The sequence below is a fragment of the Ketobacter sp. genome, assembly GCF_003671495.1.
Lineage (GTDB): Bacteria > Pseudomonadota > Gammaproteobacteria > Pseudomonadales > Ketobacteraceae > Ketobacter.
In genome coordinates, this window is the sequence record NZ_RCHN01000043.1 from 14,780 (window position 1) to 39,897 (window position 25,118).

Consider the following 25,118-nt stretch of genomic DNA (forward strand, 5'->3'; position numbering starts at 1 on the left):
ACACCACCCGCTCAGGAACCATTGACCACATGCACCGGCTGGTCCTGGCGCAATATTTCATTGCCCCGCACCACCACCGGTTCGCTTTCCGGCAGGCCGGACAACACTTCCACCTGCTCCCCCAGGTTGCGCCCCAAGGTGACCTGACGACGCTGGGCCACCGCTTCAGAGCCGTTTTCCACCACAGTGAAGACGCTGAAACCACCATCCGGATTACGCAACAACGCATCCCGCGGCACCGTCAGTACCCGGCCATCCTGCTTGAAGGTAAGAATCGCCCGAGCGGAGGCACCGGGCAGCAGGGCCGCACTGGGTTCTGTGCTCACCAGGCGCAAGCGGAAGGTCCGGCTCGCCGCATCGGCCACCGGCACCTGCGCCACAATGCGACCGGGCAGGGCCAGATCGGGTCGCACATCCGGGCGAATCAGGATGTCAGTATCGCTGTTGATATCACCGTACTGTTCCTGGGGCACCTGCACATCCAGGTACAGATCCCGGGTGGCCACCACTTCCAGCACCGGTGTGCCGCGGGTCACCCATTCCCCCACTTCCGTCAGCTTATGCACCACCACGCCGGCGAAGGGCGCCTTGATATGGTGCCAGTCCAAGCGTTGCTGCTGGGCGGCCAACTGGGCTTTGGCCGCATCCAACGCCGCCTGGGAGGATGCCAACGCCGCCTGGCGCAACGCCAGTTCGTTCTGTGGCAGGTGATTGTCGCGGGTCAACCGCAGGGCCTCATTCACCAGGCGCTGGTGCTCATCCACCTGGGCCTGGGCCGCCGCCACGTTGGCCGCCAGGCGGGCGTGTTCGTGTTGTTCCAGGCTGGCATCCAGCTCCAGCAGCAACTGGCCCTGCTTCACCTCCGCACCGGCATCCACCTGCATGCGGGCCACCGCACCGTCCACCCGCGCCGACACCTGGGATCGTTGCACCGCCACCAGGGTGCCCGACAGCCGCAGCTCCCGGGTTGCCGCACTTTGACTGGGTGACACCAGTTCAACCGGCACCGCAGTTTGCCCCTGTGCCACGGTTGCCAACAATACCGATAGCAGCAACCCCCAACGCCAATACTGACAGCGTTCCATACAACCCCCGCTTTGGTCTCACAAATCTAAATGAGAACCATTAATAACATCATGAGGGGGGCAAACTCAATTGACGATCGGATCAGGTATGGCCAGCTTTGGCCCGGTGACGAATCAAAATGGACTGGGTGCAGAAGCCCACGGCTCCATGCTCATCAAAGATCTGACCCACCACCGTGCCGGCACCCAGGTCCTCGTAGGTGGCGTGGGTTTGGATACCGATCCATTCCCCTTCGGCCGGGCGATGCAGGTTGATGGTGGTATCGGGATTGATGCCGAAAAACGGCTGGGCGTCGAACGCCTCTCCGGTAAGAATGCGGTTGGCAATGGCAGGAATGGAATAAGTCCAGTCAGCGGCCAGGGCTACCCGCATAAAGGGCGTTACCGTCTGCTCCGGAAGCACCGGTTGTTTTAACCGAATCCACATGACGGCGGGTTGGGTGGTGACATCCACCCGAATCTCAATAGCATGGTGAAAACCCGGTTTGTCCGCCACGTGCCGAAACAGTGGCACCGGTGACGGAGCCGGCAGGGTGGGAACAGTGCCCTGGAATTTCAGGCGCTCCACCACCGGCACGGTGTCCAGTCGATAACGCATGGCGCTGGCGCGTACACACTCTTTGCCCTCCGCCAAGATGGAGACATCCAATGTTTCCACATTACGCCCCCCGCGGCGCACGTCAGACTTCAATTCAATAGAGGACAACGGAGCCGCATTCATCATATCCACGGTCAACCGGGTCACCTGGCGGGGAATGTCGGTGGCCACCCGCTCCACCGCAATGGCCGCCATCAACAACATGGCACTGCCGTGTTGAGTGCCGGGGTACCAGGGCCCGGTCGCCAGATGGGTAGGCAGCAACAGATCACCGTCCTGGTGAAAAACGGGGAAATCCGCTGAAATCTCGATTGGGCTCATTGGGCGTTACCTTAAATCCACTGCAAAAGTGCAAGATGGTAAGGAGCTTTAGCAGCCATGGCTATGACAGGAATTGACAAAACAATGTTCAAATTGAGCAGAATTTGACAGCAGCGGCAAACCGGTATTCACCAACAAAAGTGAATGTTTATCCAATTACAAAACGCTGTAATCAATGAGTCGACAAAACCCCGACGGTGGTCATAATGGATGAGTAACGCAGATTGGATCGCTGTCTCACAAATAGAATGCAAAGTATTACAAGTATAATTGTCGAGCTGATTATTCGTCACACCGGGGTCAAAAAACGCAACAACACGCTGCTGCCGAAGCGTATTGAGCGCGCGGCTGCGCCACCCAACCATCCGCCGCCAAAAAAATTTCTGCAACGTTACCGCATTGAAGAACACAACATTGCGGGTTCCCGCCTGTGGTTGTTCGGCCCCAAAACCCGCCCGGTGAACAATTGGATTTATTATATTCACGGTGGCGCATTTGTGGATGGCATGATGCCCGCCCATTGGTTGTTTCTGGAAAAGCTGGTGCGCGATACCGACGCGCTGATCGCGGTGCCGGACTATCCATTAACACCGAAAGCCAACGCTGAACAGGCCATGGATGCATTGCTCGCCGGCTACGATTTTTTTACACAACAGGGCGCAGCCGAGTCTGTCACCTGCATGGGGGATTCCTCCGGTGGCGGCATGTGCGTGGTACTCGCCCAGCAATTGGCACAACGATCTTTGCCCGCGCCTGCGCAATTGATACTGCTCTGCCCCTGGCTGGATATTTCGCTGCAGAACCCGGACATCATTGAACTGGATAAAGTAGACCCGTTCCTGGGTCTGGAAGGCCTGCACAGTGTTGCGCACTGGTATTCGTCGCGCTTGGGCCTGGATCACCCATTGGCCAACCCCATGCGCACCCCGCACACAGATCTACCGCCCATCACCCTGTTCATCGGCAGCCGCGACCTTCTGCAGCCGGACTGCAAGACCTTTCGCGATTCAGTGGAAGCCAGCGGAGGCAATATCGATTTTCAGTGCTTTCCCAACATGCTGCATTTGTGGATGTTCCTGCCGGTGAAAGAAGCCAAGCCGGTTTACCGGCAGGTAATCGCCAAGCTCAACCCACACCGCCAATAATTATTCTTCGTTCATGTCTTCGGCGTCTGGCCCGCTGCCGGCGGGTACGGTGCCAATGGGGAGTGCCCGGTTTTCAATGGGGCGCGTGCGGTGGGAAAACTCGGTGGGATTGAGCAACGCCTCCTCCAGGTTGGTGGCAATGGAACGGGCGACGTTTCTGGCGCGCTCGCTATAGGGCCCAGCATAAAACGCATCCAATGTCGTTTCAAAATGCGCCAGCCAGCGTTGAAAGTGATGCGCGGTGAACGGCCGCTGCAGGTGGATCTCACGATGGACGTTCATCATGTGTCGGTTGTATCCGATTTCTCCCAGCAACAATTTACGCCAGAACGCTTCAATGCGGGGCAAGTGCTGGGGCAAATCGATTCCGGCCACCTCTACAAAAATGGGCGCCAGCTCATCATCGGCCAACAAACGGTTATAAAAACGCGCCACAAAATCACGAATGGCTTGCGGTGAGTCCAGATCCGGTTTCATTCCTGCACGGTTCACTGAGTGGTAAATCTCCGTTGTTTGGCTGACGGTAATTCCCCTCCAGTCTACCCCAGGGTCAATACACTCATAAACCCTAGCCGTTCCGGCCAAACGCTTTGGTCGCGCTCGCTTCGCGGAAATTAACTTGGCTATGCTTGGCCCGCCTGATCAACACAGGCGGACATTCCTCTATTTCCTGGCATTGGATCGGGACGCAGTTAGCAGGAGCCCAAACCACTGACTGCCCCTGTGTTTCCTGTAAAAGGAACACCGTTGCGTGCAGACAGTCACGTTTAAGAACAACAAGGAATGATCATGAAAAAACTTTCTGACTTTTCAAAATGGTGTGCCGTCCTCGGCTTTGTTTCCTGCAGTATTTTCACTCTTCACGCCCAGGCCATGAGCCAGGTTCCACCCACCGACCCGGGCGACGACCCTATGGGCGATTGCCCTGCCACCGCCATCTGTCGCAGTGAATCCCCCGGGGCTTACAGCGGTAACGGCCCGTACGGTTCCCGTTCCTATACCTTGTCCCGCTTCCAGACGCCCGGTGGCGCCACGGTTTACTACCCTGCCAACGCTGAGCCACCTTACGCCGGCATGGTGTTCACGCCACCCTACACCGGCACCCAAGCCATGTTCGCCGCCTGGGGGCCGTTCTTTGCATCCCACGGCTTCGTGCTGGTCACCATGGACACGTCCACCACTCTGGATTCTGTGGATCAGCGAGCCGCGCAACAAAAAGAGGTCCTGAATGCATTGAAATCGGAAAACACCCGTTCCGGCAGCCCGCTGCGAGGCAAACTGGATACCGCCCGCCTGGGTGCGGTGGGCTGGTCCATGGGCGGTGGTGCCACCTGGATCAATTCCGCCGAGTACAGCGGCCTGAAAACAGCCATGTCCCTGGCCGGCCACAACCTCACCGCCGTGGACATCGATTCCAAAGGCTATAACACCCGGGTTCCCACCCTGCTGTTCAACGGCGCGCAGGACCTCACCTACCTGGGTGGCCTGGGCCAATCCGACGGCGTATACAACAACATTCCCGCCGGCATTCCCAAGGTATTTTATGAAGTTTCCTCCGCCGGACATTTTGATTGGGGATCACCCACGGCGGCCAATCGCAGCGTGGCATCATTGGCCCTGGCTTTCCATAAAGCGTATCTGGATGGCGACACCCGCTGGCTGCAGTACATCACCCGCCCCAGTTCGGACGTCACCACCTGGCGCACCGCAAACATACGTTAACGCGGGGCGTTCGAGCATAGCGACATCGGGCTCCACATGAGACCCGACACAGGACCGAATATAGGACCGAATACAGGAACCGCCCGCAACCAGGCGGTTCCGCCCAGCAACGGGGAAGAACCATGCACAAAGCCATTCAATCACTCAAGCCTGCACGCTGGGCCGTAGTGGTGCTTGCCATTGCCTGCGGCGCGCTGCTGTTGCGTCCGGAGCCACTGCAACATGAGGTGGACGCCACCACGGCCACGCCAGAGGTAATCTTGCCAACGGCGGAGGAGCAAGTGCCATGGCCCTCGACCTCCGCCTTGCCACCAACATTCACCATCGCGGCCCCACGGGGCGACGATCTTACTGATGACAACACTACCGCAGATGACATTGCCCATGACAACCCGCCCGACTTGCAGACTATCCACGCGGCCTATCGGCAGCAACTGCAATACCTGCGGGAAATCACGCCGGACAATCGCCTGATCCCCGCTGAAAAAACCGACTGGGAAGTGGAACAGATGCTGGCGGAGATGGAACGCCATCGCACCCTGCAACAGCGAATGGATGACCACACGGCTACCCCTGAAGAACGGCAGGAGTACGTGGCACTGCATCGATACACACTGGAAGACGAACTGGAACTGCTGCGCTTGTGCGAAGACGTGGCAGCCAACAGCCTGGAGCCCGAGGCCATCCAGCAGGCGCAACTGTGCCGCCATGTGCTGGCAGCCGCACCCCAGCGCCTGCCGGTGATCGAAGCCAGGTTGATGGAGCTGGACGCATTACTGGCCAAACGGGAGCAATAGAACGCAACAGCGTATTCCGGTCACGGCATGGGTTTACCCAAACCCGGATTCAGGCCCCCCTTCATACAGTTGGGTAAATAATCTGTTTGATTCAGTCATGAAATAGCCGCCATTGGACATGGACAGAGCCGGTAAAATGCCCGGCATAACGAAAAATCACTGCAGAGGAGTATCTGACATGTCTGAAGCATGGATCATTGACGTAGCCCGCACCCCCCGTGGTATCGGCAAACAGGGCAAAGGCGCCCTCTGGGAAGTGCACCCCCAGCGCCTGATGTCCACCGTACTGAAAGCCCTGGCTGAGCGTAACGCGCTGAAAACCGAAGAAATCGACGACGTTATCATCAGCTGTAACTATCAGTACCTGAAGCAAGGTCAGTGTATCGCCCGCATGGCCGCGCTGGACGCCGGTTACGACATCCGCTCCTCCGGTGTCGCCATTGACCGCTTCTGCGGCGGCGGCATCACCTCCGTCAATATGGCTGCCGCCTCTGTCATGTCCGGCATGGAAGACCTGGTGGTGGCCGGCGGTGTGGAGATGATGTCCTACCAGAAAGAACAAGGCCTGTTGGGCCCCCTGGACGGCTGGAACCTGCACCTGCGGGAAATGTTCCCCCAGATCAACGTGGGCATTGCCGCCGACATCATCGCCACCGAATTGGGCTTCAGCCGGGAAGAACTGGACCAGTTTGCGGCTGAAAGTCAGCGCCGCGCCGGCATCGCCATGGAAGAGGGCCGCTTCGACAAAAGCCTGATCCCTGTCTACAAAGACGACGGCAGCCTGGCCCTGGATCGGGAGGAATTCCCCCGCCCCGGCACCAGCGCCGAAAAGCTGGGTGAACTGGCCCCGGTGTTTGCCAACTTCATGGACCTGCCGTTTTTTGATTCCGGGCTCACCTATCGGGAAATGGTGCAAAAGCGCTGGCCCGATCTGGAGATCCAACATGTGCATCATGCCGGTAACTCCTCCGGTGTCGTGGACGGCGCCGGTGCGGTGGTGGTGGCCTCCCCGGAATACGCCAAAGCCAACGGCCTGCAGCCGCGTGCCAAGATTAAGGCCATGGCCAACATGGGACACGCCCCTGAGTACATCCTGAATGCTCCGGTGGATGCGGCCAAGAAAGCGCTGGGCAAGGCGAAGATGAGCTTGTCCGATATCGATCTGTTTGAAGTGAACGAAGCCTTCGCCGTGGTCCCCATGAAATTCATGCGGGACCTGGGTGTGGACCACGAACGCCTCAACGTCAATGGCGGCGCTATCGCCCTGGGCCACCCCATCGGTGCCACGGGCTCCATGCTGATCGGCACCCTGCTGGACGAGCTGGAGCGCCAGGATAAAGCCACCGGCATGGTCACCATGTGTGCCGCCGGCGGTATGGCACCGGCCATCATCATCGAACGGGTTTAAGCCCGATATACGGTGGGGTGCACTTCTGCATCCCACCGTTCTTCCTCTTCCCGCCCCATTCCTAAGCCGTTCCTATCCCCGCACTGGCCCTGCACTGGCCCGGCCAGGGGTGCAATGTCTTTCCAGCCGTGCTATACCCTGGGTCTCTGGCAATGCCAATGACCAAGCGGGGCCTCTCCCCGACCTACTGCGGATCATGAGGGCGCATCATGTCGACACCAGCCATTCCTGTATTCCCCCTGAACACACCGCTGCTGCCGGGATGTCGCCTGCCCCTGCAGATTTTTGAGAAACGCTACCTGGATATGGTGGCCTGGTGCATGAAGCACGACCAGGGTTTTGTGGTCACCCTGTTGCAACCGGGATCCGAGCGCCGGGAAGTGATTCATCCCCAGCAGGAACCCGTGACGTCCACTCCCTTTTACAACATCGGCACCCTGGCCCGCATTGTGGACTTCGGTCAACGTGAGAATGGCTTGCTGGCCATCACCATCGCCGGCGGACCGCGCATTGAACTGACGGACATCGCCCAGCAGGCTGACGGCCTGTGGACAGGTACAGCCCACGCTCTAACGGAGTTCGGGGAGGCCGGTGATACCGATCTGGAGTCCATGCGGGAACTGCTGCAGCAGGTACTGTTGGTGCATGGCCTGCAGGAGGAATCCCCCGCCGCCTTGAGCACCGAACAGGTAATGAATTACCTGATCATGCTGCTGCCGATCTCCGCCGTCGACAAACAGTCCCTGATCGCCAGAGACGATCACGCCCAGCGTTGGCAGGGGCTGAAACAGGCGGTTATGGAATGGGTGCACCAGCAGGAGCAAGCCCCCAATTCAGAGGGCTCCGGCAGCGCCCATTAACCGGGGCATTAACCCGGGCTGTGCAGGATGGGCGACGAGCTGGATTCCAACTGCACCACCGGTGCACTGCGGCCGATGGCTTCCCGCAACTGATGCAACATCACCGGCTTGGTGAGGTAATCGTTCATACCGCAATCCATGGCGGACTGCACTTCATCGCTGGCCGCTTTGGCACTGAGACCAATGATCCAAACCTCATTCAAACCCGCCTGCCGAATCGCGGTTGTCGCCCGGCACCCATCCATGACCGGCATATCGCAATCCATCAGAATAATATCCACCGGATGTTGACGGGCGTAATCCAGAGCCTGGCGGCCGTTGTCCACCATCTCCGGGGTGACATTGAGCTTTTGCAGCAGGCGCTGTACCACCAGCTGATTAACCGGATTGTCCTCTGCCACCAGCAGGCGCAACGCCTGCCAGCGCCGGTCAGCAGGTGCCCGCAACGGTGAAGCGGCCTTAACCCGCCCCGGTGCCAACAGGCGAATGACTTCCTCGCGCAGCATTTTCATCGTCACCGGCGCCGGCAGGCTGTTGACCTGGGCTGGCTTATGCCCTGCCACCGCAGGGTCTCCCAATTGCAGCATCGGCGGAGCACCCGACCACCGCTCAATTCCCTCGCCAGCACAAGCATCGACGCCACAGAAAACGATAATATCCTGCTGCGCCGTATCCGCGTCTGGCTCCAGGCCCGATACCCCCTCGACCTGTAAACCCCAGCGCTGCAGCAGGCACTCATAACCCCGGCGCACCTCGCCATCGGCGCCCACCAACAGCGCCCGCCGGCCTTTCAACTCTGCCACCTGCGGGGAGTGCCAGTGGATTTGGGTGAACGGCAGGGAGACCACAAAGCGCGTGCCTTCCCCCTCCCGACTGGACATGGCAATATCCCCACCCATCAATTCCGCCAGCTTTTTGCAGATGATGAGACCCAGGCCGCTGCCGCCATAGCGACGTACGATGGAGCGATCCGCCTGGGCGAACGCCTGGAACAGGCGCCGCTGCTCCTGCTCGGACATGCCGATTCCGGTGTCCTCCACGGCGATCGCCAACAACGAGCCCCCCCCCGGTGTGGCTTCCTGCAAAAAAAGATTCAGTGTTACCTGCCCCTGCTCGGTGAACTTGAAGGCGTTGCCCAGCAGATTGTTGATGATCTGCTTCACCCGTACCGGGTCCAGGAACAGAGTCGCAGGAACGGCCGGATCCACACTGATGACCAACGGCAGGTGCGATTGTCGGCTCTGCACCGAGAACAACATGACACACTCGTCCACCAGGGACTCCACCGTAACGGGAACCGGATCGATTTCCATTTTGCCGGATTCAATGCGGGTGTAGTCCAGTATGTCATTGATCACCGTGAGCAGGCTCTTGGTGGACTGGAAGATGGTGTCCACATAACTGGCAGGCTCCGGTGCCAGGCGGGTGTGCCGCAACAGGTCGGCCATGGCCAGCACACCGTTCATCGGGGTACGGATTTCGTGGCTCATGGTGGCCAAAAACTCGCTTTTGGTCTGACTCAGCTCCCTGGCCTTGCTGGCCTCAAATTCCGCCCGGATCTGATCGTTCTTGGCCTTCTGCCCTTCCAGTTTGAGCATCTTGATACGTTCTGCCAGCGCCAGGGACAACAACACCACTTCCAGGGTCGTACCCAACTCCACCATATGCTCGGTCCACAAGGACACCGGCAGCACCCCGAACTTGCTCATAGCCATCAGGCTGACACCGAGAATAAAACAAACCCAGGCCAGCAAGAAATACAGGGCGGATCGATCACCGGCCCGCAATCGCCGAATACTGATCACCGCAATCAGCAACACCATACATTGGATCAATACGGTATACACCGGCACCAGGTAATAATGGTCCACCAGCCCCAGGGCCAGCAGCATGATGACCCCCAGCGCACTGATGCCACCCAGCAGCAGGTTGTCTTTGAGGTTTAAAAAACCCAGGCCGAGAAACGTGCGGGTGAACCAGGGCCCGAAGAAAATAGCCACCGGCAGCAACCCAGCCATGGCCAGCCGCGAAAACTCATCACTGTGGGGCCAGACAAAGCGCTGCCCGAAGCCCCAGTACACCAGCTGAAACAGTGTCATGGTGCCGGACCAGAACACATACAGCAGATAGACCTTTTCACGCACGGCAAAGAACACAAACAGGTTGTACACCACCATCACCAGCATGGCGCCGAAGAACAGGCTGTGTATGCCCAGCATCATCTCCTGGCGGGAATAAAAATCGGATTCTGAGCTAATGCGTGTGTTCAGCTGCATGCCATAGGCGGACTGGGCCCGCCAGACCACCAGGCGCTCTGCCCCCGCCGGCAGGCGAAGGAGAAAAGAGGGGTTTTGATTGGGTACCGGCCACTGACTATAGGGAACGGAGAGCCCGGTCCGCTGCCGCTCCACAATGCGTTCGGCATTGGGGTCCAACACCAGCATTTCCACCCAGTCCAGCAGGGCGTAATCGGTACTGATCACCAGGGCCAGGGGGGCATCCCCGGTGTTGCGCAGCCGGGTGTGAACCCAGCACTCACGGGTGGTAAAGCCGTGGTTGAGCGGCCCCTGGACGGCCGGTTGCCAGGGCGCGGTATGCAGCTGGTGCTGGACTTGTGTGTATTTGATGGGGGTGTGATCGGAACCAGGTTCAGAGGGAAAGCAGTGGCTGTAGCGGGGCGCCTGTTGCAATCCCGGTACCCCGAGAGGTTGCTGATGATCCGCGCCGGCGTATAACGGAATCCACAGCAGCAACAGCGTGACCACACCGCGCCACACCCGGGTTGCTCCCAACCGTATCCCTAATACCGCACCGCTCAATATCCGTAACCCGTAGCCAAATGTCTTCCGTGGGCCCCCGCGGATCCCCTGCGTAATTATTACACAACGTCAGAAAACAACAACGGGCCCGGGAGCCCGCTGCAGGATCGGCGTCGGCTACCAGGCGAGTTCCATTTCGTTGCGACGGGCATGGTTGAGACCGGCGGCCACTTCCAGGCCTTCGATGCCGGACTCCAGGTGCGCCAGCATCCGCTGCATGGAAGGCAGGGTGCGGCGGCAGGCCGTCAGGCCGAATTCCAACTGATCGTAATAACTGAGGATGGTGATGTTCAGCGCCAGTCGATCCAGCGGCATGGACACCGGATACATTCCCCGCAGACGGGCACCGTTCCAATAGAGAGGCTCTTTAGGGCCCGGCACGTTGGAGATCATCACATTGAACGCCTGCCATTTGGGCATCAACCCGGTCAGCATCTGCATGCCAGCCGGCGTCAGCATCAGGGCGGTATAAGCCATGATTTCCTTCTGCGACATGGTGCTCATTCGCTGTTTCGCTTCCTGCACCGATGCCCGCACAGTCTGCATGCGCTGGGCCGGGTCCGCGGTGTCCGTCCCCAGATTGGCCAGGATGGTGACGATCTGGTTGCCGCCGATGCTTTCATCCTCACGCAGGGATACCGGGATCGCCGCAATCAGCGGTTGTTCCGGCAGGGCATTCTGGTCCAGCAGATAATCCCGCAATGCACTGCCACAGATGGCCAGCACCACATCATTGATGGTGGCGTCGAAGGCCTTCGCGATGGCACGAATACGGGCCAGTGAAAACGATTCGGCGGCAAAGCGGCGGGAACCGGTGATGCGGTCGTTCAGCACGCACTGCGGCGCCTGGAAAATACTGGTGTAGGCGGAATCCGTTTTGGACTTGCGCCAGGCATCCTGCATTGCCTTGGCCACGTGGGGAATGGCCGACAGATTGTTGCGCACCCCTGCACGGGCCGCAGCCACCAGCGTGGTGGCGTCCAGGCGGTTGGTCAACCCGGCACTGGACTTCGATTTCAGGTCAAAGGCCCAGATGGGCGGCATATTGCGCTCGTTGGGGTCCGTTGACAGCATTTTGGTCCCCAGCCGCATGGCAGACACCCCATCCATCAGGGCATGATGCTGCTTACTGTAAATGGCAAAACGCCGGCCCTTCAGGCCCTCGATCAGATAGGACTCCCACAGGGGGCGCTCCCGGTCCATCTGGTTGCTGTGCTCCGTCGAGATCAAGGCCAGCAGCTCCCGAATACGGCCTGGTTTGGGCAAGGCCACATGGCGGAAGTGATGCTCCAGATCGAACTGGCTGTCCTGTTTCCAGTACGGACGGCCAAATCGGTAGGTCACCCGCTGGTTGAAGGGCGCCACCGGCTGGGTGTATTCCCGTAGCTCCTCCGCAAATTTGGACACGTAATTGGCAGGCGCACCTTCCGGAAAATCATAAAGCTGCAAGCCGGCAATGTGGGTGGGCTGCTGACGCTTTTCCAGCATCAGGAACAGATTATCGGTGGCACTGAGGGGCTTCATGGCGTGGCGATTCCCTTCTAACACAAGTGAGTATGATGGTTTATTGTGATGTTTCTGCGTTTGACCCCGATCAACGGGCGGCCAAAAATCCGTCCGGTATCTGCCCGTATTCCCGCGCGAACGGCCCCGGTCCAACGATGCCGGAAAAATACTCCGCCGAGGCAACGGTTTGCTGTTCTGAGATTTTCGGTACCAGGGTGTTGATCAGCGAATGGGTGGCCTTTTTCACGGTGCCAACCGTACTCACCGCGAGCTTGCGCATCACCGGCCCCAGCTGCAGGATTTCCATGGGTTTTTCGAACACCCAAAGGTTGGCCACATCGATCACTTCATGCAGGAACTGAATGCCTTCCGCCAGCACCGCCGGGTCCTTGGCCTGGCCTCCGAGCATTTTAACCCGGGTTTCCCAGCCCATTTCGGCGAACTCAGAGCGGATCGGGAAGAGGATATCCCCCACCATCTGACCGTCCTCTTCATAGGTCAGGCGCACTGCCTGCATGTAGGCAGCAGCATTACGATGATCCTGCAGGGACATTTTCCGCGCCACCTTGTTCACCAACATCATGGCAGACTTTTCCGTCAGCTTGCTGAGTGAATGGATCATCTTCAAAAACGCCGGTTTCAGGCCCACGTGAGCGGCTGGTTGCAGCACGAAAGTGGCCACGGATTCCTTCACAAACAGGTCCATGGCCCGCACCAGCACGTCCACGTCCGGCTGCGGCTCTGGCCCCTCAACACCATCGATATAGGTCTGGACCAGCTCAAACAATTCTGAGGATGCCCGATAGCGGATGTAGGGCGATTGCGGATTCATAGTGCTTCCCTTGTGCTTTTTATGGAAATTGTATTGAGCCCCGGGAAATTTGGCACTGGCCTTTTATTACAATTTTTATGAGTCCAAAAACTAATCAGAAAACCTGGAGAATCCGGGGCCTCAGGGCCAGGTTTTGTAATACAAACCGACAAGCCGTACACATTTCAATACTTGAATCTTTAAAAACGGGATGCGTACAATGAGACATTATAAAAACAAATGATCATCATGACTCAAAGGACTGTATCAGCTTCCTGGCTTAAAAACCTGTGTGATATGTTTGTGGCGGAGGGTGTCAACGTCGACAGCCTGCTGAAAGAATTCGGTTTACGCGCCAAAGACCTGCAGGACAGCGACGCCCGTTACCCCAGTGACTATGTAGGTCACCTCTGGGACGCTGCTGTATTGCAGACCGGGAATCGTCACCTTGGGCTACGTCGGGAACTCTGTGACCGATACGGCGGCCTGCACCAGGTGGGCTTCGCCATGATGGCCTGCCCCACCCTGCTGGATGCCCTCAAGATTCTGCAGAATTACCTGCCCGTGGTCTCTGAAGAGGTCAGCCTGAGCCTGGAGCAGGACACAGACGGCTGCTGGGTGCTGCTGTCCCTGGCCAAACACCATTACGCGTTCCGCACCCGCATCGAATTCAGTTTTCTCACCACCCTGATGCTCTGCACCTGGATCACCCGCTCCAACATCGTTCCCCTGGCCCAGGAATGGACCTTCGCCGCACCGGCGGATGGCAGCCCCTACCAGCAGGCCTTTGGCTGCCCGCAAACCTTTGATCAACCGGAAAACCGTATTCTGATCAGCCGTGAGGTGCTCAACGCCGAGCTGCCCACCGTCAGCGCCACAGTGTGCGAACTGCACCAGAATGTGTTGAAAGAGCAGATGGCCCGCATGGGATTCGCCTCCATTCAATATCGGGTTTACACCGAGATTCTGCGCAGCCTGCGTTATGGCGAGCCGCGCCTGGGGGAAATCGCCGACGCCATGCACATGTCCGACCGCACTCTGCAGCGCAAACTCAAACAGGAAGGCCTGACCTATCAGGACGTGCTGGACCAGACCCGCCAGGAGCTGGCGGAGCAGTACCTGGCCAACTCCTCATTGAGCCTGATGGAAGTATCCCAACTGCTGGGATTTCTGGATCTGAGCAATTTCTATCGTGCCGCCAAGCGCTGGTTTGGACTGCCCCCGGGCAAGTACCGTAACCAGCTGGGGCAGCAAACCATCGTTTGACCCGGCCCCAATGCGGGCCTGCTCAGGGCGCTGGCTGGTTCGCTCAAGGCTTTTGAGACAAAAGGTCACCGACTTGTACAGGATTACTGCTACATTGATAGGACAATAATAAAGCAACCGTCCGCAATCAGGTAATCCCATGCATCCAGGAATTTTCGCTGCCACACACCCGGATAAACCGGCCTATATTCTGTCCGAGTCCGGGACTGTGGTGACCTACAAGGAATTGAACGAACGCTCCAATCAATTGGCCCACCTGTTTCGCACACTGGGACTGAATCCGGGTGACCATATTGCGATCCTGATGGAAAATCACCCCCAGTTTCTCACCCTGGCCTGGGCCGCCCAGCGCAGCGGCCTCTATTACACGGCCATCAGCCATCGGCTGCAGGTGGACGAGGTGGCCTACATCGTCAACGATTGCTCTGCGTCCCTGCTGGTCACGTCACAACAACAGCTACCAGTGGCGCAGGCAGTGGCGGCCCAGATACCCCACTGCCCCCACCGATATGTCAGCGGCGAGCCCTGCCCGCCCTACCTGTCGCTGGAGCAGGCCATGGCTATACAGCCGACCAGCCCCATCGCCGACGAGTGCGAAGGCAGCGACATGCTCTATTCCTCTGGCACCACCGGCAAACCCAAAGGCATCAAACCGCCCCTGGAACTGCCACCGCTGGGCACCCCGGGCACGCTCTATAACCTGGTGTCTGCACTGTATATGACGCCCGGTGAAGAGATGCGTTACCTGTCCCCGGCACCGCTGTATCACGCCGCTCCGCTGCGCTACAACATGACATTTCAACGCACCGGTGCCACCTGCGTCATCATGGAGAAATTTGACGCAGAACGTTACCTGCATTTGGTGGAACAATACGCCATCACCCATAGCCAACTGGTGCCCACCATGTTTGTGCGCATGTTGAAACTGCCGCCGGCCGTGCGCGACCGCTACGACGTTTCCAGCCTGAAGAGTGTGGTGCACGCCGCCGCCCCCTGCCCGGTCCCGGTCAAGCAGCAGATGATCGACTGGTGGGGCCCTATCATCCACGAATACTACGCCGGCACCGAAGGCATGGGCTTCACCACCATTAACTCCGAAGAATGGAGCCGGCACCCGGGTTCCGTCGGGCGCGCCATCCTGGGTGAGGTGAAAATTGTGGACGACGATCTTGTGGAATTGCCCTGTGGTGAAATCGGCACTGTGTACTTTGCCAACGGCGCCCCCTTTGAATACCACAATGACCCACACAAGACCGCGGCCGCCACCCATCCCCAGGGCTGGACCACGCTGGGAGATGTAGGGTATCTGGACGCTGAGGGCTACCTCTATCTCACCGACCGCAAAGCCTATACGATCATTTCCGGTGGGGTGAACATTTACCCCCAGGAGGCGGAAGACGTCCTGGTCACCCACCCCAAAGTCACCGATGTGGCGGTATTTGGCGTGCCCAATGAGGAGTTCGGTGAAGAGGTAAAAGCGGTGGTCCAACCCAGCGACATGGCGCTGGCGGGTGCAGAGCTGGAGCAGGAACTGCTGGATTTCTGCCGTAGCAAGCTCTCCCCCATCAAGTGCCCCAGGTCCATCGATTTTGAAGCGGAGCTGCCGCGTCACCCCACCGGCAAGCTCTACAAACGTTTGCTCAAGGACCGGTACTGGAAATAGGATTTTGATGGCAGTAGGGCATACCGTGAAACGCAGTTTATGGCACTGGTTGCTGTGGGTCGGCCTGCCGGGTCTTTGGCTGCTGGCTTTTGCAACAGGCAGCCACGCGGCCATCGGGCCGGAATTGAAACCGGCGTTGCAGTTTTACCACCAACCGGATGCGCCCCCAACGGACCACCTGTCACCTCTGAACCTGGACGTACCCTGGCAGAACATCGACCGCTCTGAACTGAATCTGGGGTTTGTGGAAGGTGACGTCTGGGTGCGGTTTGAACTCGAAGCCGGGGCCCTGCCGCCAAGGCCGCTCCTGCTGGAAGTGGCCAACCACAAAATAAGCCGGTTGGACGTGTTCGTGTACCAGCGACCAGCACCGTCTTCGGCGGATGATCCGTTGCAGACAGGGCTGCAAGCGGACCGGCAGGAACCCCTGCAATTAGAGGCTCACTTCGCCGCCGGTGATCACCTTCCCATTGCGCAACGCCCCTACCCGGCACGCAATTTTATTTTTCCCATCGAATACTCACCCCAGCTCAACAAAGTGGTGTACCTGCGATTCAACAGTCGCTACCCCATGAAACTGCCCATCAACCTTTGGACTCCGGAACAACTGGAGCGCCGCAATGAAGGCCGGATCCTGTTTCAGGGTTTTTATTTCGGCGTGGTGGCGATCATGGCGATCTACAACCTTTGCATTTACTTTTTTGTGCGTGACCGCAGCTACGGCACCTACAGTTTTTTCATTCTTTGCCTGTCGGGTTTCATCCTGATCGACCGGGGCCTGGCCATCGAGTATCTGTGGCCGAACCACCCGGGTTACGATTATCAGATGACGCTGGTACTGACGGCACTGGGATCGGCCGCCAGCATTCCGTTCACCGTGCACTTTCTGTCGCTGCACCAGCATGCCCCCAGAATCGCCTCAGCCTATCGTCACCTGACCCGATTGTGGCTGGCGCTGGCATTATTGGGACTGGTGTATCCCGCCACCTGGCTGACCTATGTGGTGGTGATTATCCTGATCCCGGGAAGCATTTCACTGTCCGTGGTAGGCTTGCTGATGTGGCGCCGCGGTGTCCCGGCGGCCCCCTACTATACCCTGGCCTGGTTTGTGTTGGTGTCGGCCGTATCCATTTATGATGCGTATCTGCTGGGCATGTTGCCGATTTCCATCTGCACGGAGTATTCGCTGCAAGTGGGCAACATGGTCGAGGTCACCCTGTTGTCTTTGGGGCTGGCCTATCGCATCAAATCCCTGGATCAGGAAAAGCGTGAGGCGCATCTGCTGACCCAAACCAAAAGCGAATTCCTGGCCACCATGAGCCACGAAATCCGGACCCCCATGAACGGCATACTGGGCATGGCGGAACTGCTGCGGGACACTCGACTGACACCGCAACAGGCGTCCTACATCAACACCATTCTGGGCTCCGGCAAGACCTTAATGACGGTGCTGAACGACATACTGGATTACTCCAAAATCGAAGCCGGCAAGCTGGAACTGGAGGCCGTCAGTTTTCCTGTACGCCGCTTGCTGGATGAAACCGCCAATGTGTTCTCGGTGACCGCCAAAGAAAAAGGGCTGTTCTTCAACACCTATATCTCGCCACGGGTGCCTGCCCGCATCACCGGTGATGCCAACCGTCTGCGCCAGATTCTCACCAACCTGCTCAGCAACGCTTTCAAATTCACCCGGGAGGGAGAAGTCACCCTGGCTGCCGATTGCGACGACAGCGGGCAGTTTATTATCATCACCGTCAGCGACAGCGGTGTGGGCATTGCAGCCCAGCAACAACAATCCATATTCGAACAATTCACCCAGGCGGACCGCTCCACCAGTCGCAAATACGGAGGCTCCGGCTTGGGGCTCACCATCTCCAAGCGTTTTGTGGAAATGATGGGCGGCGACATCGGGTTGCGCAGTCAACCGGGTCAGGGATCCATCTTCTGGTTCACCATTCCAATCATCGAGTCCCGGCAGTTCAATCTGGGCAACGCCGATGCACTCAAGCCCATTGCCTCCGGCTTGCGCATACTGATCGCCAACCCGGACACACGCTACACTGACCTGATCCGGGAGTATCAAAAGCTCTGGGGCTTTTCCCTCAGCATCACCCATTGCCTGCATGATCTGCAGCAACAATTGGAGGTCACCGGTTCAACCTATGACTTCGTGCTGATGGACCAATACTGCGAGGACTTTTCCATCGCCCTGGTGAATGACCTCATTGCCCGTTATCCGGTGTTGCAAAGCAGCAACCTGATTCTTACGGTCAAGCCCGGGTTTCCCCGGCACCACTTTGCCGGCCTTGGCGAGCCTCCGATTTTCGAGGAATACCCCATCAGCATTTCCGCCATTCAATTGTCTCTGCTGGAGCGCATCGGCTTCAATCGGGTGCTGCCGGAACAGATTGATGAAAACGTGGATCTGAGCCGGATGCAACTGCTGGTGGTGGACGACAATCCAGTCAACACCAAGGTTATCTGTGGTTTCCTGAAGAAGCTGGGCATTATTCCGGAAGTGGCTGCGTCCGGTCAGGAAGCACTGGAAAAGACCCTGGGAGCCAACCGGCAGTTTGACCTGATTTTCATGGATTGCGAGATGCCTGACATTGACGGTTATGAAGCCACAACCCGAATCCGGCGCTGGGAGACAGACAACCAGCGACCGCCCCAGATCATTTGTGCCCTGAGTGCCCACGCCATGAAAAGCTACCGCGACCGCTGCTTTGCGGTGGGCATGAACGACTTTCTCGCCAAACCCATCGTGATGCAGGATCTGAAACACCTGTTGATCCGCTACGCGCAAAAATAAAGGCAGCAGACATAAAGAAAGGAGGCCGAAGCCTCCTTTCATCAATACCAGGATCTGGTACGAGAATCTGATGCGCAGTGCGTTACGCCTTCTGCGCGATCACCCCCTTAACGAACCCCGGCCCGGCGCAGTGCTGCCGGTTGGAAGTCGCCATAGGAAAACTTCGCATCCCAGTTCACACCCATGATTTCGTTGTTCTCGAAACCCAGGGCCAGGTAACGACCGGCATGCAGGTCATACAGCACTTCCAGCGAATAGCCCTGAACCGGCACATGGTAGTACAGAATTTCATGGGATTCCGCCACCCGCCAGAGATTACCGCGACCGTCGTAGTGATCGATTACCGCCGCCATCCAGCTGTCCTCATCGAAGAAGAACACCCGCTTGGCATAAATATGACGGGTACCGGAACGCAGATTGGCTTCCACTTCCCAGACCCGGTGCAACTCATAGCGGGTCAGGTCCTGGTTGATGTGGCCGGGCTTGATCACGTCGTCATAGGGTAGACCTTTCTCATCCAGCTTGTAGGAGTTGTATCCAATGTACATCTCCTTTTTGCCTTTCAGGGTCCACTCGTAGCGGTCGGGGGAACCGTTGAACAGGTCATAGTTGTCCGCCGTACGCATGCCGTCTGCAGCCGTCCCCGGGCCATCATAGGCCACCTGCGGTGCCCGTCGTACCCGGCGTTGACCGGCGTTATAGATCCACGCCCGACGCGGCTCCTTCACCTGGTCCAGGGTTTCGTGCACCAGCAGTACGTTACCCGCCAGACGGGAGGGTGCTGTCACCACCTGCTTGCCGTAAAACAGCACGTTGTCATCCTTACCCGGCTCGTAGTCAGTCAGCTTGTTGGCCACCACCACCTGGTCGCGGAACATCACCATACTGTAGGCGCCGTTGGCCAGCGGCGTCACCTGACCGGCATAACGATCCAGGGCATCCCCCCGCCAGCGGGCAATGTGGTTCCAAACTGCTTCCAGACCATTGTTGGGAATGGGGAACGGATAGCCTTGCAGCTCGTAGTTTTTCAAACCGGTGGGGCCAACCGGCTCCGTGCTCACCGCATTTTTCTTGGTGAGTTCAGCCACGTGTTCCGGCATACGGAAAGTACGCCGGGTCTGGTAGACCGGCATACGGAAGGTTTCCGGATATTTCTGGAACATGGCGTACTGACCGGGGCTCAGCTTGTCTTTGTACTGTTCCACGTTCTGGGCGGTGATGACGAACAACGGTTTGTCGTCGGGGAACGGATTACACAGGAACTCCCCGCCGTTGTAACAGGCAGGAGCGGATTTCATACCACCATCGTAGGCAGGAATGGAACCATCGGCGTTACCGGCCACTTCAGCGCCGGTGGCCGTGAGCTCGCTGCCGCCCAGCTTTGCTGCCTGTTCCGCCGGCACTTTGGCATGGGCTGCCGCACCGAACATCACAGTGGCAACCGCGGCGACCAGGGTATTAGCAAGTTTTGTTGTTTTGGTATTCATTAAGTCTATTCCCCCTGACCTTAAAAGGATGCGGATGCGCTGACAGAATAGTAGTCTTTATCAGCCAATTGATTGTAGGGTTCGTTGCCGTAGAAGCTTGTGTAAGACGCCTGTACGCTGTAGTCGTTCAGCCAGATTGCTTCCAATGACAAACCCAGGGCCTTGCGGTTTTGCAGGAAGTTGGACACCGGGCTCGCAGAGTAGCCATATACATCGTGGCTGAAGCTGACAGTAGGTTTCAGGTTCACACCGGCAAACACGTTGTTGTATTCCCCGGTGAAACGCATTTTATAGCCCCATGCGCCACTGGTGGGATAGGCGTTTTTCTCAGGCGAACCTGCAGAGTTGGGAATGGACAGCGCCAGGCCATTCAGGAAATCTTCATAGGGAATGGGCACTACACCGGGAATAGTCTGATCCACCGGTGGCAGATTGGGGAAATTCAGGGTGGCGTTGTAACTGCTGTTCAACAGTGCTTTGTCCTTGGCGGGAAGATCAGTGTATGACCCGGCGATATCCAGGATAGCGGTCCAACGGGATGCCCCGAGGATCTGATCGAAGAAATGAATAAATGCGATTTCAGCCTGATAGTAATCCGTTTCATAGTAGCCCACGTTCTGGTCGCCCGGCTCGAACTTACTGTAGCAATCGTAGGGCACCGGAGCATCGTAACAAGTCAGGGCAGGAAGACCCACCGCACCGGCCAGGGAGTCACCGTCTTCCAGGGCGAAAGGCTGATCCTTACGCAAACTGATCTCACCGGAGACCGCCGTCGCGCCACCAGGCAAGCCGAAGTCGAAGGTCGTGTTGAAGCTGGCACCAATCAACGGAATGTCTTCCACATAATCCAGGTAGTAGTCGCCAAAGGGCAGCAGGAAAGCCGTTGCCAGCGGGTTACCGGTAGCGCCGACCAATGTGGTACGCAGATCCGTTAAGCTCATGCCATTCGGCAGGGTCGCACCGCCGGGGTTAAGCACCGGGTTGGAATTGAAGAATGCAACGAATTCATCCACGTTGGCATAGTGGCCGGAAATCACCGGCAATCGGGAGTGCAGATTCATGTAATAAAAGCTGAATTCTGTCTGAATGGAATCAGCAAAATAACGCAGGGCGATACCGAACTCACCGCCCTTGTCAGGCTCGCTGTCACCCACTCGAGGCAGCGTAACCCAATCAGCCGGTGCACTGAATACTGCCGGCTCCGGTGCCGCATGCAGCTCCATACCATAGGGAACAAAACCGTTATAACAGCCGGGGCCCACCAGGTCGGACGGGGAGAAGAAAGTACCGCAGGCGGGTAGTTCCGTTTCCTTCCACTCCAGCATGTAGAACGCTTCAAGGGTTAAGGAATTGGTGAGACCAATGGAGCCGTAAAGCGAGCCCAACGGAATCAGCGCGTCTTTGACTTCTGATCCGGGTGCCAGCAAGGCATTGACGTCGACGGGGTTGATGCTGTTGATGCCGTTGGCGAAGAAGATCCCCTCACCCCAGTTGATAACCTGTCGGCCCAGACGCACGTTCAGCGGCATATCATTGATATACCAGTCTCCCCAGATAAAGGCATCCATGATATCCGCACTGCGACCATCACTCTGGTTGGGCTCCAACTCATTGCCCACAACAGAGCCGAAGGGATTGCCGATCTGCTGGTAGTAAGCAGGCGTATCGCTGACGCCGTCACCATTAACGATGCGGTGATCATAGTACGCTTTGCCGCGGATGAAAGCGCCGAAATTCTGGTAGTTCAACTCAACGTCCATGGTGACCTTGAGCATCTCCGAGAACGTAGAGCCTTTTTTCCAGTTCAGGTTCGCGTTATCGGCGGTGCTGTAGCAAGCGCACTTGCCCTGAACCTGAAGAAGTAACGATTGGACATGTGAGAGTCTCTCCGTCTCTTTTTGGAGTTGTGTTTTTTTTGTGCTGATCTAGTGATAAGGATAGTCAGAAATGGCGTTTTCACCTGTTTTGTCAGCACTGTAGACGATTGGTTATTTTTTGTTTAATCGCCCAACAGCTGACCTTACCAAAGGCTGAGCCAGAGTTAATGGCCAATTCATTCAAAATCGATGGCCGTTTTGACCACTAACCTAATTAGACTCTGCCATGGGGGCACCACGCCCCCACTGATGTGTACCGCGCCCCTTATAAAGGGCGCACCTCAATATCGGGCAGGCTACGGGCGCGGACGGCAAACTCATTGGGGTCCCCGTCATAGCCATCACTCATGAGCAGACTGACCACCACGCCGATAAAGCCTTTCTTGGGAAAATCCTCAATGATGTAGCCGGTGTTGGGCAGCTGGCCGGGGAACAGCTCCCCCGGGCGGGTGCGTTCCAGGTCATCCTCCAGCAGCAGCGACATCTTGGAGTCAAAGCCGCCCAGGTAATCCACATAGGACAGGAAATCCAGGTTGCGTTTGGTGCTGACCCAGATCCAGTTGTTATGGGGGTCCAGACCGGCCTCGATCACCTTTTGTTCCTGGGCATCGATGGTGCCGTCCACCACCCCCTGCAGCTGGGGTGCCGCCGACGTACGGACCGTGGCACCAATCAGACGGTTGGCATCGATGGACATGGTGATGGTGGGCTCCACCACCAGACTGCGGCGCAATTCCGGAATCACACCGCGCACGTCGTACATCAGGGATTTGGGGCCGTGATGAATCTGCACGCTGAGGTTCAGAATGCGGACCGCCAGAAAATACACGCTGAAATCCAACTGGGTGGTGGTTCTTATGGGGCCGATCTTCTCACCCCGGGGCACCGCGATCAGCTGCTCGTTATCCAGCTCCACTTCCGCCAGGGAGGTGAGCACCCCGCCGCGGAGCTTGAGGTTCAGTGAATCCAGCGGGCGTTCCCCCAGGTAATTCACGTAACTGAAATCGTCCCACACCAGGTGATTGTTCGGATGATAGCGGATGCTGTAGAAATCGGTTTCCACCAAGCCCTCCTCCGCGCTGTAACGCACGTACTGCTCATCGGAGCGCAGCCGGGAGTTCTGCATCACATAGACGTAACGCTCGTACCCCTGTGCATCGCGGGTCAGGATTTCGGCCAGCAAGGTCCCGTCGTGGAGGCTCTTGCCGCGATAGCGTTCCCCTGCATCCTTGAACAGAAACAGAATCTTGTCAGTGGCGTCCATCCGCTCAGGATCGCCCGCCAGGGGCACATCCCAGCCCTCAAAGAACACGGCCCCACCCACGTTGTATTGATCAATCTGAAAGGGGATCGGTTCCAGCAGTCCATCGATCATGGCCGCCAGGGAAAGCTGTTCCAATGGCAAGCCCAACAGGGAAGGCACATCCTCTCCTTCCACGGTGATGATTTTGAATGCATCAATATGCTGTAGAGGTGGAGTGACCGCCTGACACAACGCCCCATAGACGGTGAGGAAAGTGGTCAATATCACCCGGGTCAAAACGCGGAGAATTCCCATGCACGGCACCTTGTTGTTTTTTTCTTGCCATGGTAACGAGGGAGATCGAAGTAAAAAGCGGCAGAAAAGGTCCGTTTTACTGGACCTTTTAGCCAATCAGGTCAAAATTTCATCACGCGGAAAGCTCAGTGGCGAGCTGCCGGTTCCTGTTCCGCAAAATCCTCATCCGGTAGCATTTCGAAGGCGGTGGGCGTGGTCCGCACCATTGGCACAAACTGGGTGTGATGGTCGGTGGGGTCTTCGTGCAGTTTGCGCAGTTGCAGGAAGGCAAACACCGCCAGCAGCAGTTGCATCACCACGAAATACAGCGGCAGGGCCTGCGGCCCGATGGCGCCCATGATCTGCCCCGCCAGTGCCGGGCCCACGGCAGCACCACCCCCATGCAGCAACAGAATGCCACTGCTGCCCGACAGCATGCTGTCGGCATCCAGATGGTCGCTGAGGTGGGCCACACACACCGGGTACACGGCAAACGCAAGCCCCCCATACAGGGCGATGGCCAGCAACACCCATTGCCCGGCATAGGATAACGCCGACAACAGTGCCGCGGCCGCGGCCGCGGCCACACAGACGATGGCCAGTACCTTGCGCCGATCATGAGTATCGGAATAGCGCCCCAGGGGAAACTGTAAAGCAGCACCGCCGATGACCGCCGCACTGATAAAAGTGGCCACGCCCTGGGTATCCAGCCCGATGCGTTGGGCGTAGAGCGCTCCCAAGCCCCAGAATGCCCCCATGGCCAGGCCGGACAACAGGGCCCCCGCCATGGCCACCGGCGCCGCCCGATACAGGTCCGCATATTTGACCTTGGACACCTGGGAAACTTCCGGCTGTGCCAGGCGGGTCCAGGTCACGGGCAACAGACTCAGGCACACCAGAATGGCCGAGATGGCAAACAGGGTGAACGCCGTGGGCTCGTCCAGGAGCAGCAACTGCTGGGCAATGGCCAGCGCCCCCAGGTTCACCATCATGTAAATTGAAAACACTTTGCCCCGTTGCTCCGATGGCGTATATCCGTTAAGCCAGCTCTCAATCACGGTGTACAGGATCACCAGGGATACACCGGTCATGATACGCAGCAGCATCCAGATCCAGGGGTGAATGACCAGTACGTGCAACAACACCGAACACGCCGCCAACGCGGCGCAAAAGGCGAAGGTACGAATGTGACCAATACGCTGGATGATCGGGAGCGCCAGGAAGGTACCTATCAAAAAACCGATAAAGTAGCCGGACATGATCAGCCCCATGCTGCTGTCACTATAGCCTTCCAGCCCTCCGCGGACGGCCAACAGGGTGTTCAACAGCCCGCTCCCCAACAACAACAGCGCTACCCCCATCAGCAAAGCACCGATGGGCAGTATCAGTGGCAGCATTCTCTCA

At 57.9% G+C, this 25,118-nt stretch carries 18 protein-coding genes; 8 read left to right on the top strand and 10 right to left on the bottom strand.

Going from position 1 to position 25,118, the window contains the following annotated elements; translation table 11 throughout:
• Positions 1-11: 11 nt before the first annotated feature.
• Both D9N14_RS19250 and D9N14_RS19255 read right to left on the bottom strand, forming a co-directional pair.
• The gene (locus tag D9N14_RS19250; RefSeq protein WP_290582800.1) at positions 12-1,085 is read right to left on the bottom strand and encodes an efflux RND transporter periplasmic adaptor subunit; all 1,074 of its coding nucleotides are present in this window, start codon (positions 1,083-1,085) and stop codon (positions 12-14) included.
• An 82-nt stretch (positions 1,086-1,167) separates the two neighbouring features.
• On the bottom strand, positions 1,168-2,004 hold the full coding sequence (locus tag D9N14_RS19255; RefSeq protein WP_290582802.1) for a thioesterase family protein: 837 nt from the start codon (positions 2,002-2,004) through the stop codon (positions 1,168-1,170).
• A gap of 248 nt (positions 2,005-2,252) precedes the next feature.
• Here D9N14_RS19255 and D9N14_RS19260 point away from each other — a divergent pair, with 248 nt between their 5' ends.
• Positions 2,253-3,149 carry an alpha/beta hydrolase fold domain-containing protein gene (locus D9N14_RS19260; RefSeq protein WP_290582804.1) on the top strand — a complete coding sequence of 299 codons (897 nt, stop codon included), beginning with the start codon at positions 2,253-2,255 and terminating at the stop codon, positions 3,147-3,149.
• Here the strand turns inward: D9N14_RS19260 and D9N14_RS19265 are convergent, their stop codons facing one another.
• The gene (locus D9N14_RS19265; protein ID WP_290582806.1) at positions 3,150-3,626 is read right to left on the bottom strand and encodes a group III truncated hemoglobin; all 477 of its coding nucleotides are present in this window, start codon (positions 3,624-3,626) and stop codon (positions 3,150-3,152) included.
• A gap of 312 nt (positions 3,627-3,938) precedes the next feature.
• Here D9N14_RS19265 and D9N14_RS19270 point away from each other — a divergent pair, with 312 nt between their 5' ends.
• From D9N14_RS19270 to D9N14_RS19285, 4 genes are all read left to right on the top strand, one after another.
• On the top strand, positions 3,939-4,871 hold the full coding sequence (locus tag D9N14_RS19270) for a dienelactone hydrolase family protein (RefSeq protein WP_290582808.1): 933 nt from the start codon (positions 3,939-3,941) through the stop codon (positions 4,869-4,871).
• Between the two features lie 122 nt (positions 4,872-4,993).
• The gene (locus tag D9N14_RS19275; RefSeq protein WP_290582810.1) at positions 4,994-5,668 is read left to right on the top strand and encodes a hypothetical protein; all 675 of its coding nucleotides are present in this window, start codon (positions 4,994-4,996) and stop codon (positions 5,666-5,668) included.
• Positions 5,669-5,846: 178 nt separating this feature from the next.
• Positions 5,847-7,076: an acetyl-CoA C-acetyltransferase gene (locus D9N14_RS19280; protein WP_290582812.1), complete on the top strand. Its 1,230-nt coding sequence runs from the start codon at positions 5,847-5,849 to the stop codon at positions 7,074-7,076.
• 209 nt (positions 7,077-7,285) lie between these two features.
• A complete protein-coding gene (locus D9N14_RS19285) occupies positions 7,286-7,936 on the top strand; it encodes an LON peptidase substrate-binding domain-containing protein (RefSeq protein WP_290582814.1) in 651 nt (216 codons plus the stop codon).
• A gap of 8 nt (positions 7,937-7,944) precedes the next feature.
• Here D9N14_RS19285 and D9N14_RS19290 read toward each other — a convergent pair whose 3' ends face one another.
• The 3 genes from D9N14_RS19290 to D9N14_RS19300 form a co-directional block, all read right to left on the bottom strand.
• A complete protein-coding gene (locus D9N14_RS19290) occupies positions 7,945-10,728 on the bottom strand; it encodes a hybrid sensor histidine kinase/response regulator (protein ID WP_290582816.1) in 2,784 nt (927 codons plus the stop codon).
• 144 nt (positions 10,729-10,872) lie between these two features.
• Positions 10,873-12,279 carry a WS/DGAT/MGAT family O-acyltransferase gene (locus D9N14_RS19295; protein WP_290582819.1) on the bottom strand — a complete coding sequence of 469 codons (1,407 nt, stop codon included), beginning with the start codon at positions 12,277-12,279 and terminating at the stop codon, positions 10,873-10,875.
• 70 nt (positions 12,280-12,349) lie between these two features.
• Positions 12,350-13,093, bottom strand: coding sequence for a hypothetical protein (locus D9N14_RS19300; RefSeq protein WP_290582821.1), 744 nt, complete (start codon positions 13,091-13,093; stop codon positions 12,350-12,352).
• Positions 13,094-13,321: 228 nt separating this feature from the next.
• On the opposite strand from D9N14_RS19300, the gene D9N14_RS19305 reads away from it, so the two are divergent.
• The 3 genes from D9N14_RS19305 to D9N14_RS19315 all read left to right on the top strand — a co-directional run bounded on the left by D9N14_RS19305 (position 13,322) and on the right by D9N14_RS19315 (position 18,813).
• A complete protein-coding gene (locus tag D9N14_RS19305) occupies positions 13,322-14,338 on the top strand; it encodes an AraC family transcriptional regulator (protein WP_290582822.1) in 1,017 nt (338 codons plus the stop codon).
• 139 nt (positions 14,339-14,477) lie between these two features.
• Positions 14,478-16,001: an AMP-binding protein gene (locus D9N14_RS19310; RefSeq protein ID WP_290582824.1), complete on the top strand. Its 1,524-nt coding sequence runs from the start codon at positions 14,478-14,480 to the stop codon at positions 15,999-16,001.
• Between the two features lie 25 nt (positions 16,002-16,026).
• The gene (locus D9N14_RS19315) at positions 16,027-18,813 is read left to right on the top strand and encodes a hybrid sensor histidine kinase/response regulator (protein WP_290582826.1); all 2,787 of its coding nucleotides are present in this window, start codon (positions 16,027-16,029) and stop codon (positions 18,811-18,813) included.
• Positions 18,814-18,920: 107 nt separating this feature from the next.
• Here the strand turns inward: D9N14_RS19315 and D9N14_RS19320 are convergent, their stop codons facing one another.
• The 4 genes from D9N14_RS19320 to D9N14_RS19335 form a co-directional block, all read right to left on the bottom strand.
• Positions 18,921-20,300 carry a DUF1329 domain-containing protein gene (locus D9N14_RS19320; protein WP_290582828.1) on the bottom strand — a complete coding sequence of 460 codons (1,380 nt, stop codon included), beginning with the start codon at positions 20,298-20,300 and terminating at the stop codon, positions 18,921-18,923.
• A 20-nt stretch (positions 20,301-20,320) separates the two neighbouring features.
• Complete coding sequence (locus D9N14_RS19325) at positions 20,321-22,225, bottom strand: DUF1302 domain-containing protein (RefSeq protein ID WP_290583115.1); 1,905 nt, start codon at positions 22,223-22,225, stop codon at positions 20,321-20,323.
• Positions 22,226-22,442: 217 nt separating this feature from the next.
• Positions 22,443-23,735, bottom strand: coding sequence for a hypothetical protein (locus D9N14_RS19330; protein ID WP_290582830.1), 1,293 nt, complete (start codon positions 23,733-23,735; stop codon positions 22,443-22,445).
• A gap of 125 nt (positions 23,736-23,860) precedes the next feature.
• Positions 23,861-25,111 (bottom strand): MFS transporter, encoded by a 1,251-nt coding sequence (locus D9N14_RS19335; RefSeq protein ID WP_290582832.1) that lies wholly within the window; start codon positions 25,109-25,111, stop codon positions 23,861-23,863.
• Positions 25,112-25,118 lie beyond the last annotated feature (7 nt).

Coding starts and splice junctions, on each gene's coding strand:
- D9N14_RS19250 (WP_290582800.1), bottom strand. CDS start 1,085: ATGGAACGCTGTCAGTATTGGCGTTGGGGGTTGCTGCTATCGGTATTG.
- D9N14_RS19255 (WP_290582802.1), bottom strand. CDS start 2,004: ATGAGCCCAATCGAGATTTCAGCGGATTTCCCCGTTTTTCACCAGGAC.
- D9N14_RS19260 (WP_290582804.1), top strand. CDS start 2,253: ATGCAAAGTATTACAAGTATAATTGTCGAGCTGATTATTCGTCACACC.
- D9N14_RS19265 (WP_290582806.1), bottom strand. CDS start 3,626: ATGAAACCGGATCTGGACTCACCGCAAGCCATTCGTGATTTTGTGGCG.
- D9N14_RS19270 (WP_290582808.1), top strand. CDS start 3,939: ATGAAAAAACTTTCTGACTTTTCAAAATGGTGTGCCGTCCTCGGCTTT.
- D9N14_RS19275 (WP_290582810.1), top strand. CDS start 4,994: ATGCACAAAGCCATTCAATCACTCAAGCCTGCACGCTGGGCCGTAGTG.
- D9N14_RS19280 (WP_290582812.1), top strand. CDS start 5,847: ATGTCTGAAGCATGGATCATTGACGTAGCCCGCACCCCCCGTGGTATC.
- D9N14_RS19285 (WP_290582814.1), top strand. CDS start 7,286: ATGTCGACACCAGCCATTCCTGTATTCCCCCTGAACACACCGCTGCTG.
- D9N14_RS19295 (WP_290582819.1), bottom strand. CDS start 12,279: ATGAAGCCCCTCAGTGCCACCGATAATCTGTTCCTGATGCTGGAAAAG.
- D9N14_RS19300 (WP_290582821.1), bottom strand. CDS start 13,093: ATGAATCCGCAATCGCCCTACATCCGCTATCGGGCATCCTCAGAATTG.
- D9N14_RS19305 (WP_290582822.1), top strand. CDS start 13,322: ATGACTCAAAGGACTGTATCAGCTTCCTGGCTTAAAAACCTGTGTGAT.
- D9N14_RS19310 (WP_290582824.1), top strand. CDS start 14,478: ATGCATCCAGGAATTTTCGCTGCCACACACCCGGATAAACCGGCCTAT.
- D9N14_RS19320 (WP_290582828.1), bottom strand. CDS start 20,300: ATGAATACCAAAACAACAAAACTTGCTAATACCCTGGTCGCCGCGGTT.
- D9N14_RS19330 (WP_290582830.1), bottom strand. CDS start 23,735: ATGGGAATTCTCCGCGTTTTGACCCGGGTGATATTGACCACTTTCCTC.
- D9N14_RS19335 (WP_290582832.1), bottom strand. CDS start 25,111: ATGCTGCCACTGATACTGCCCATCGGTGCTTTGCTGATGGGGGTAGCG.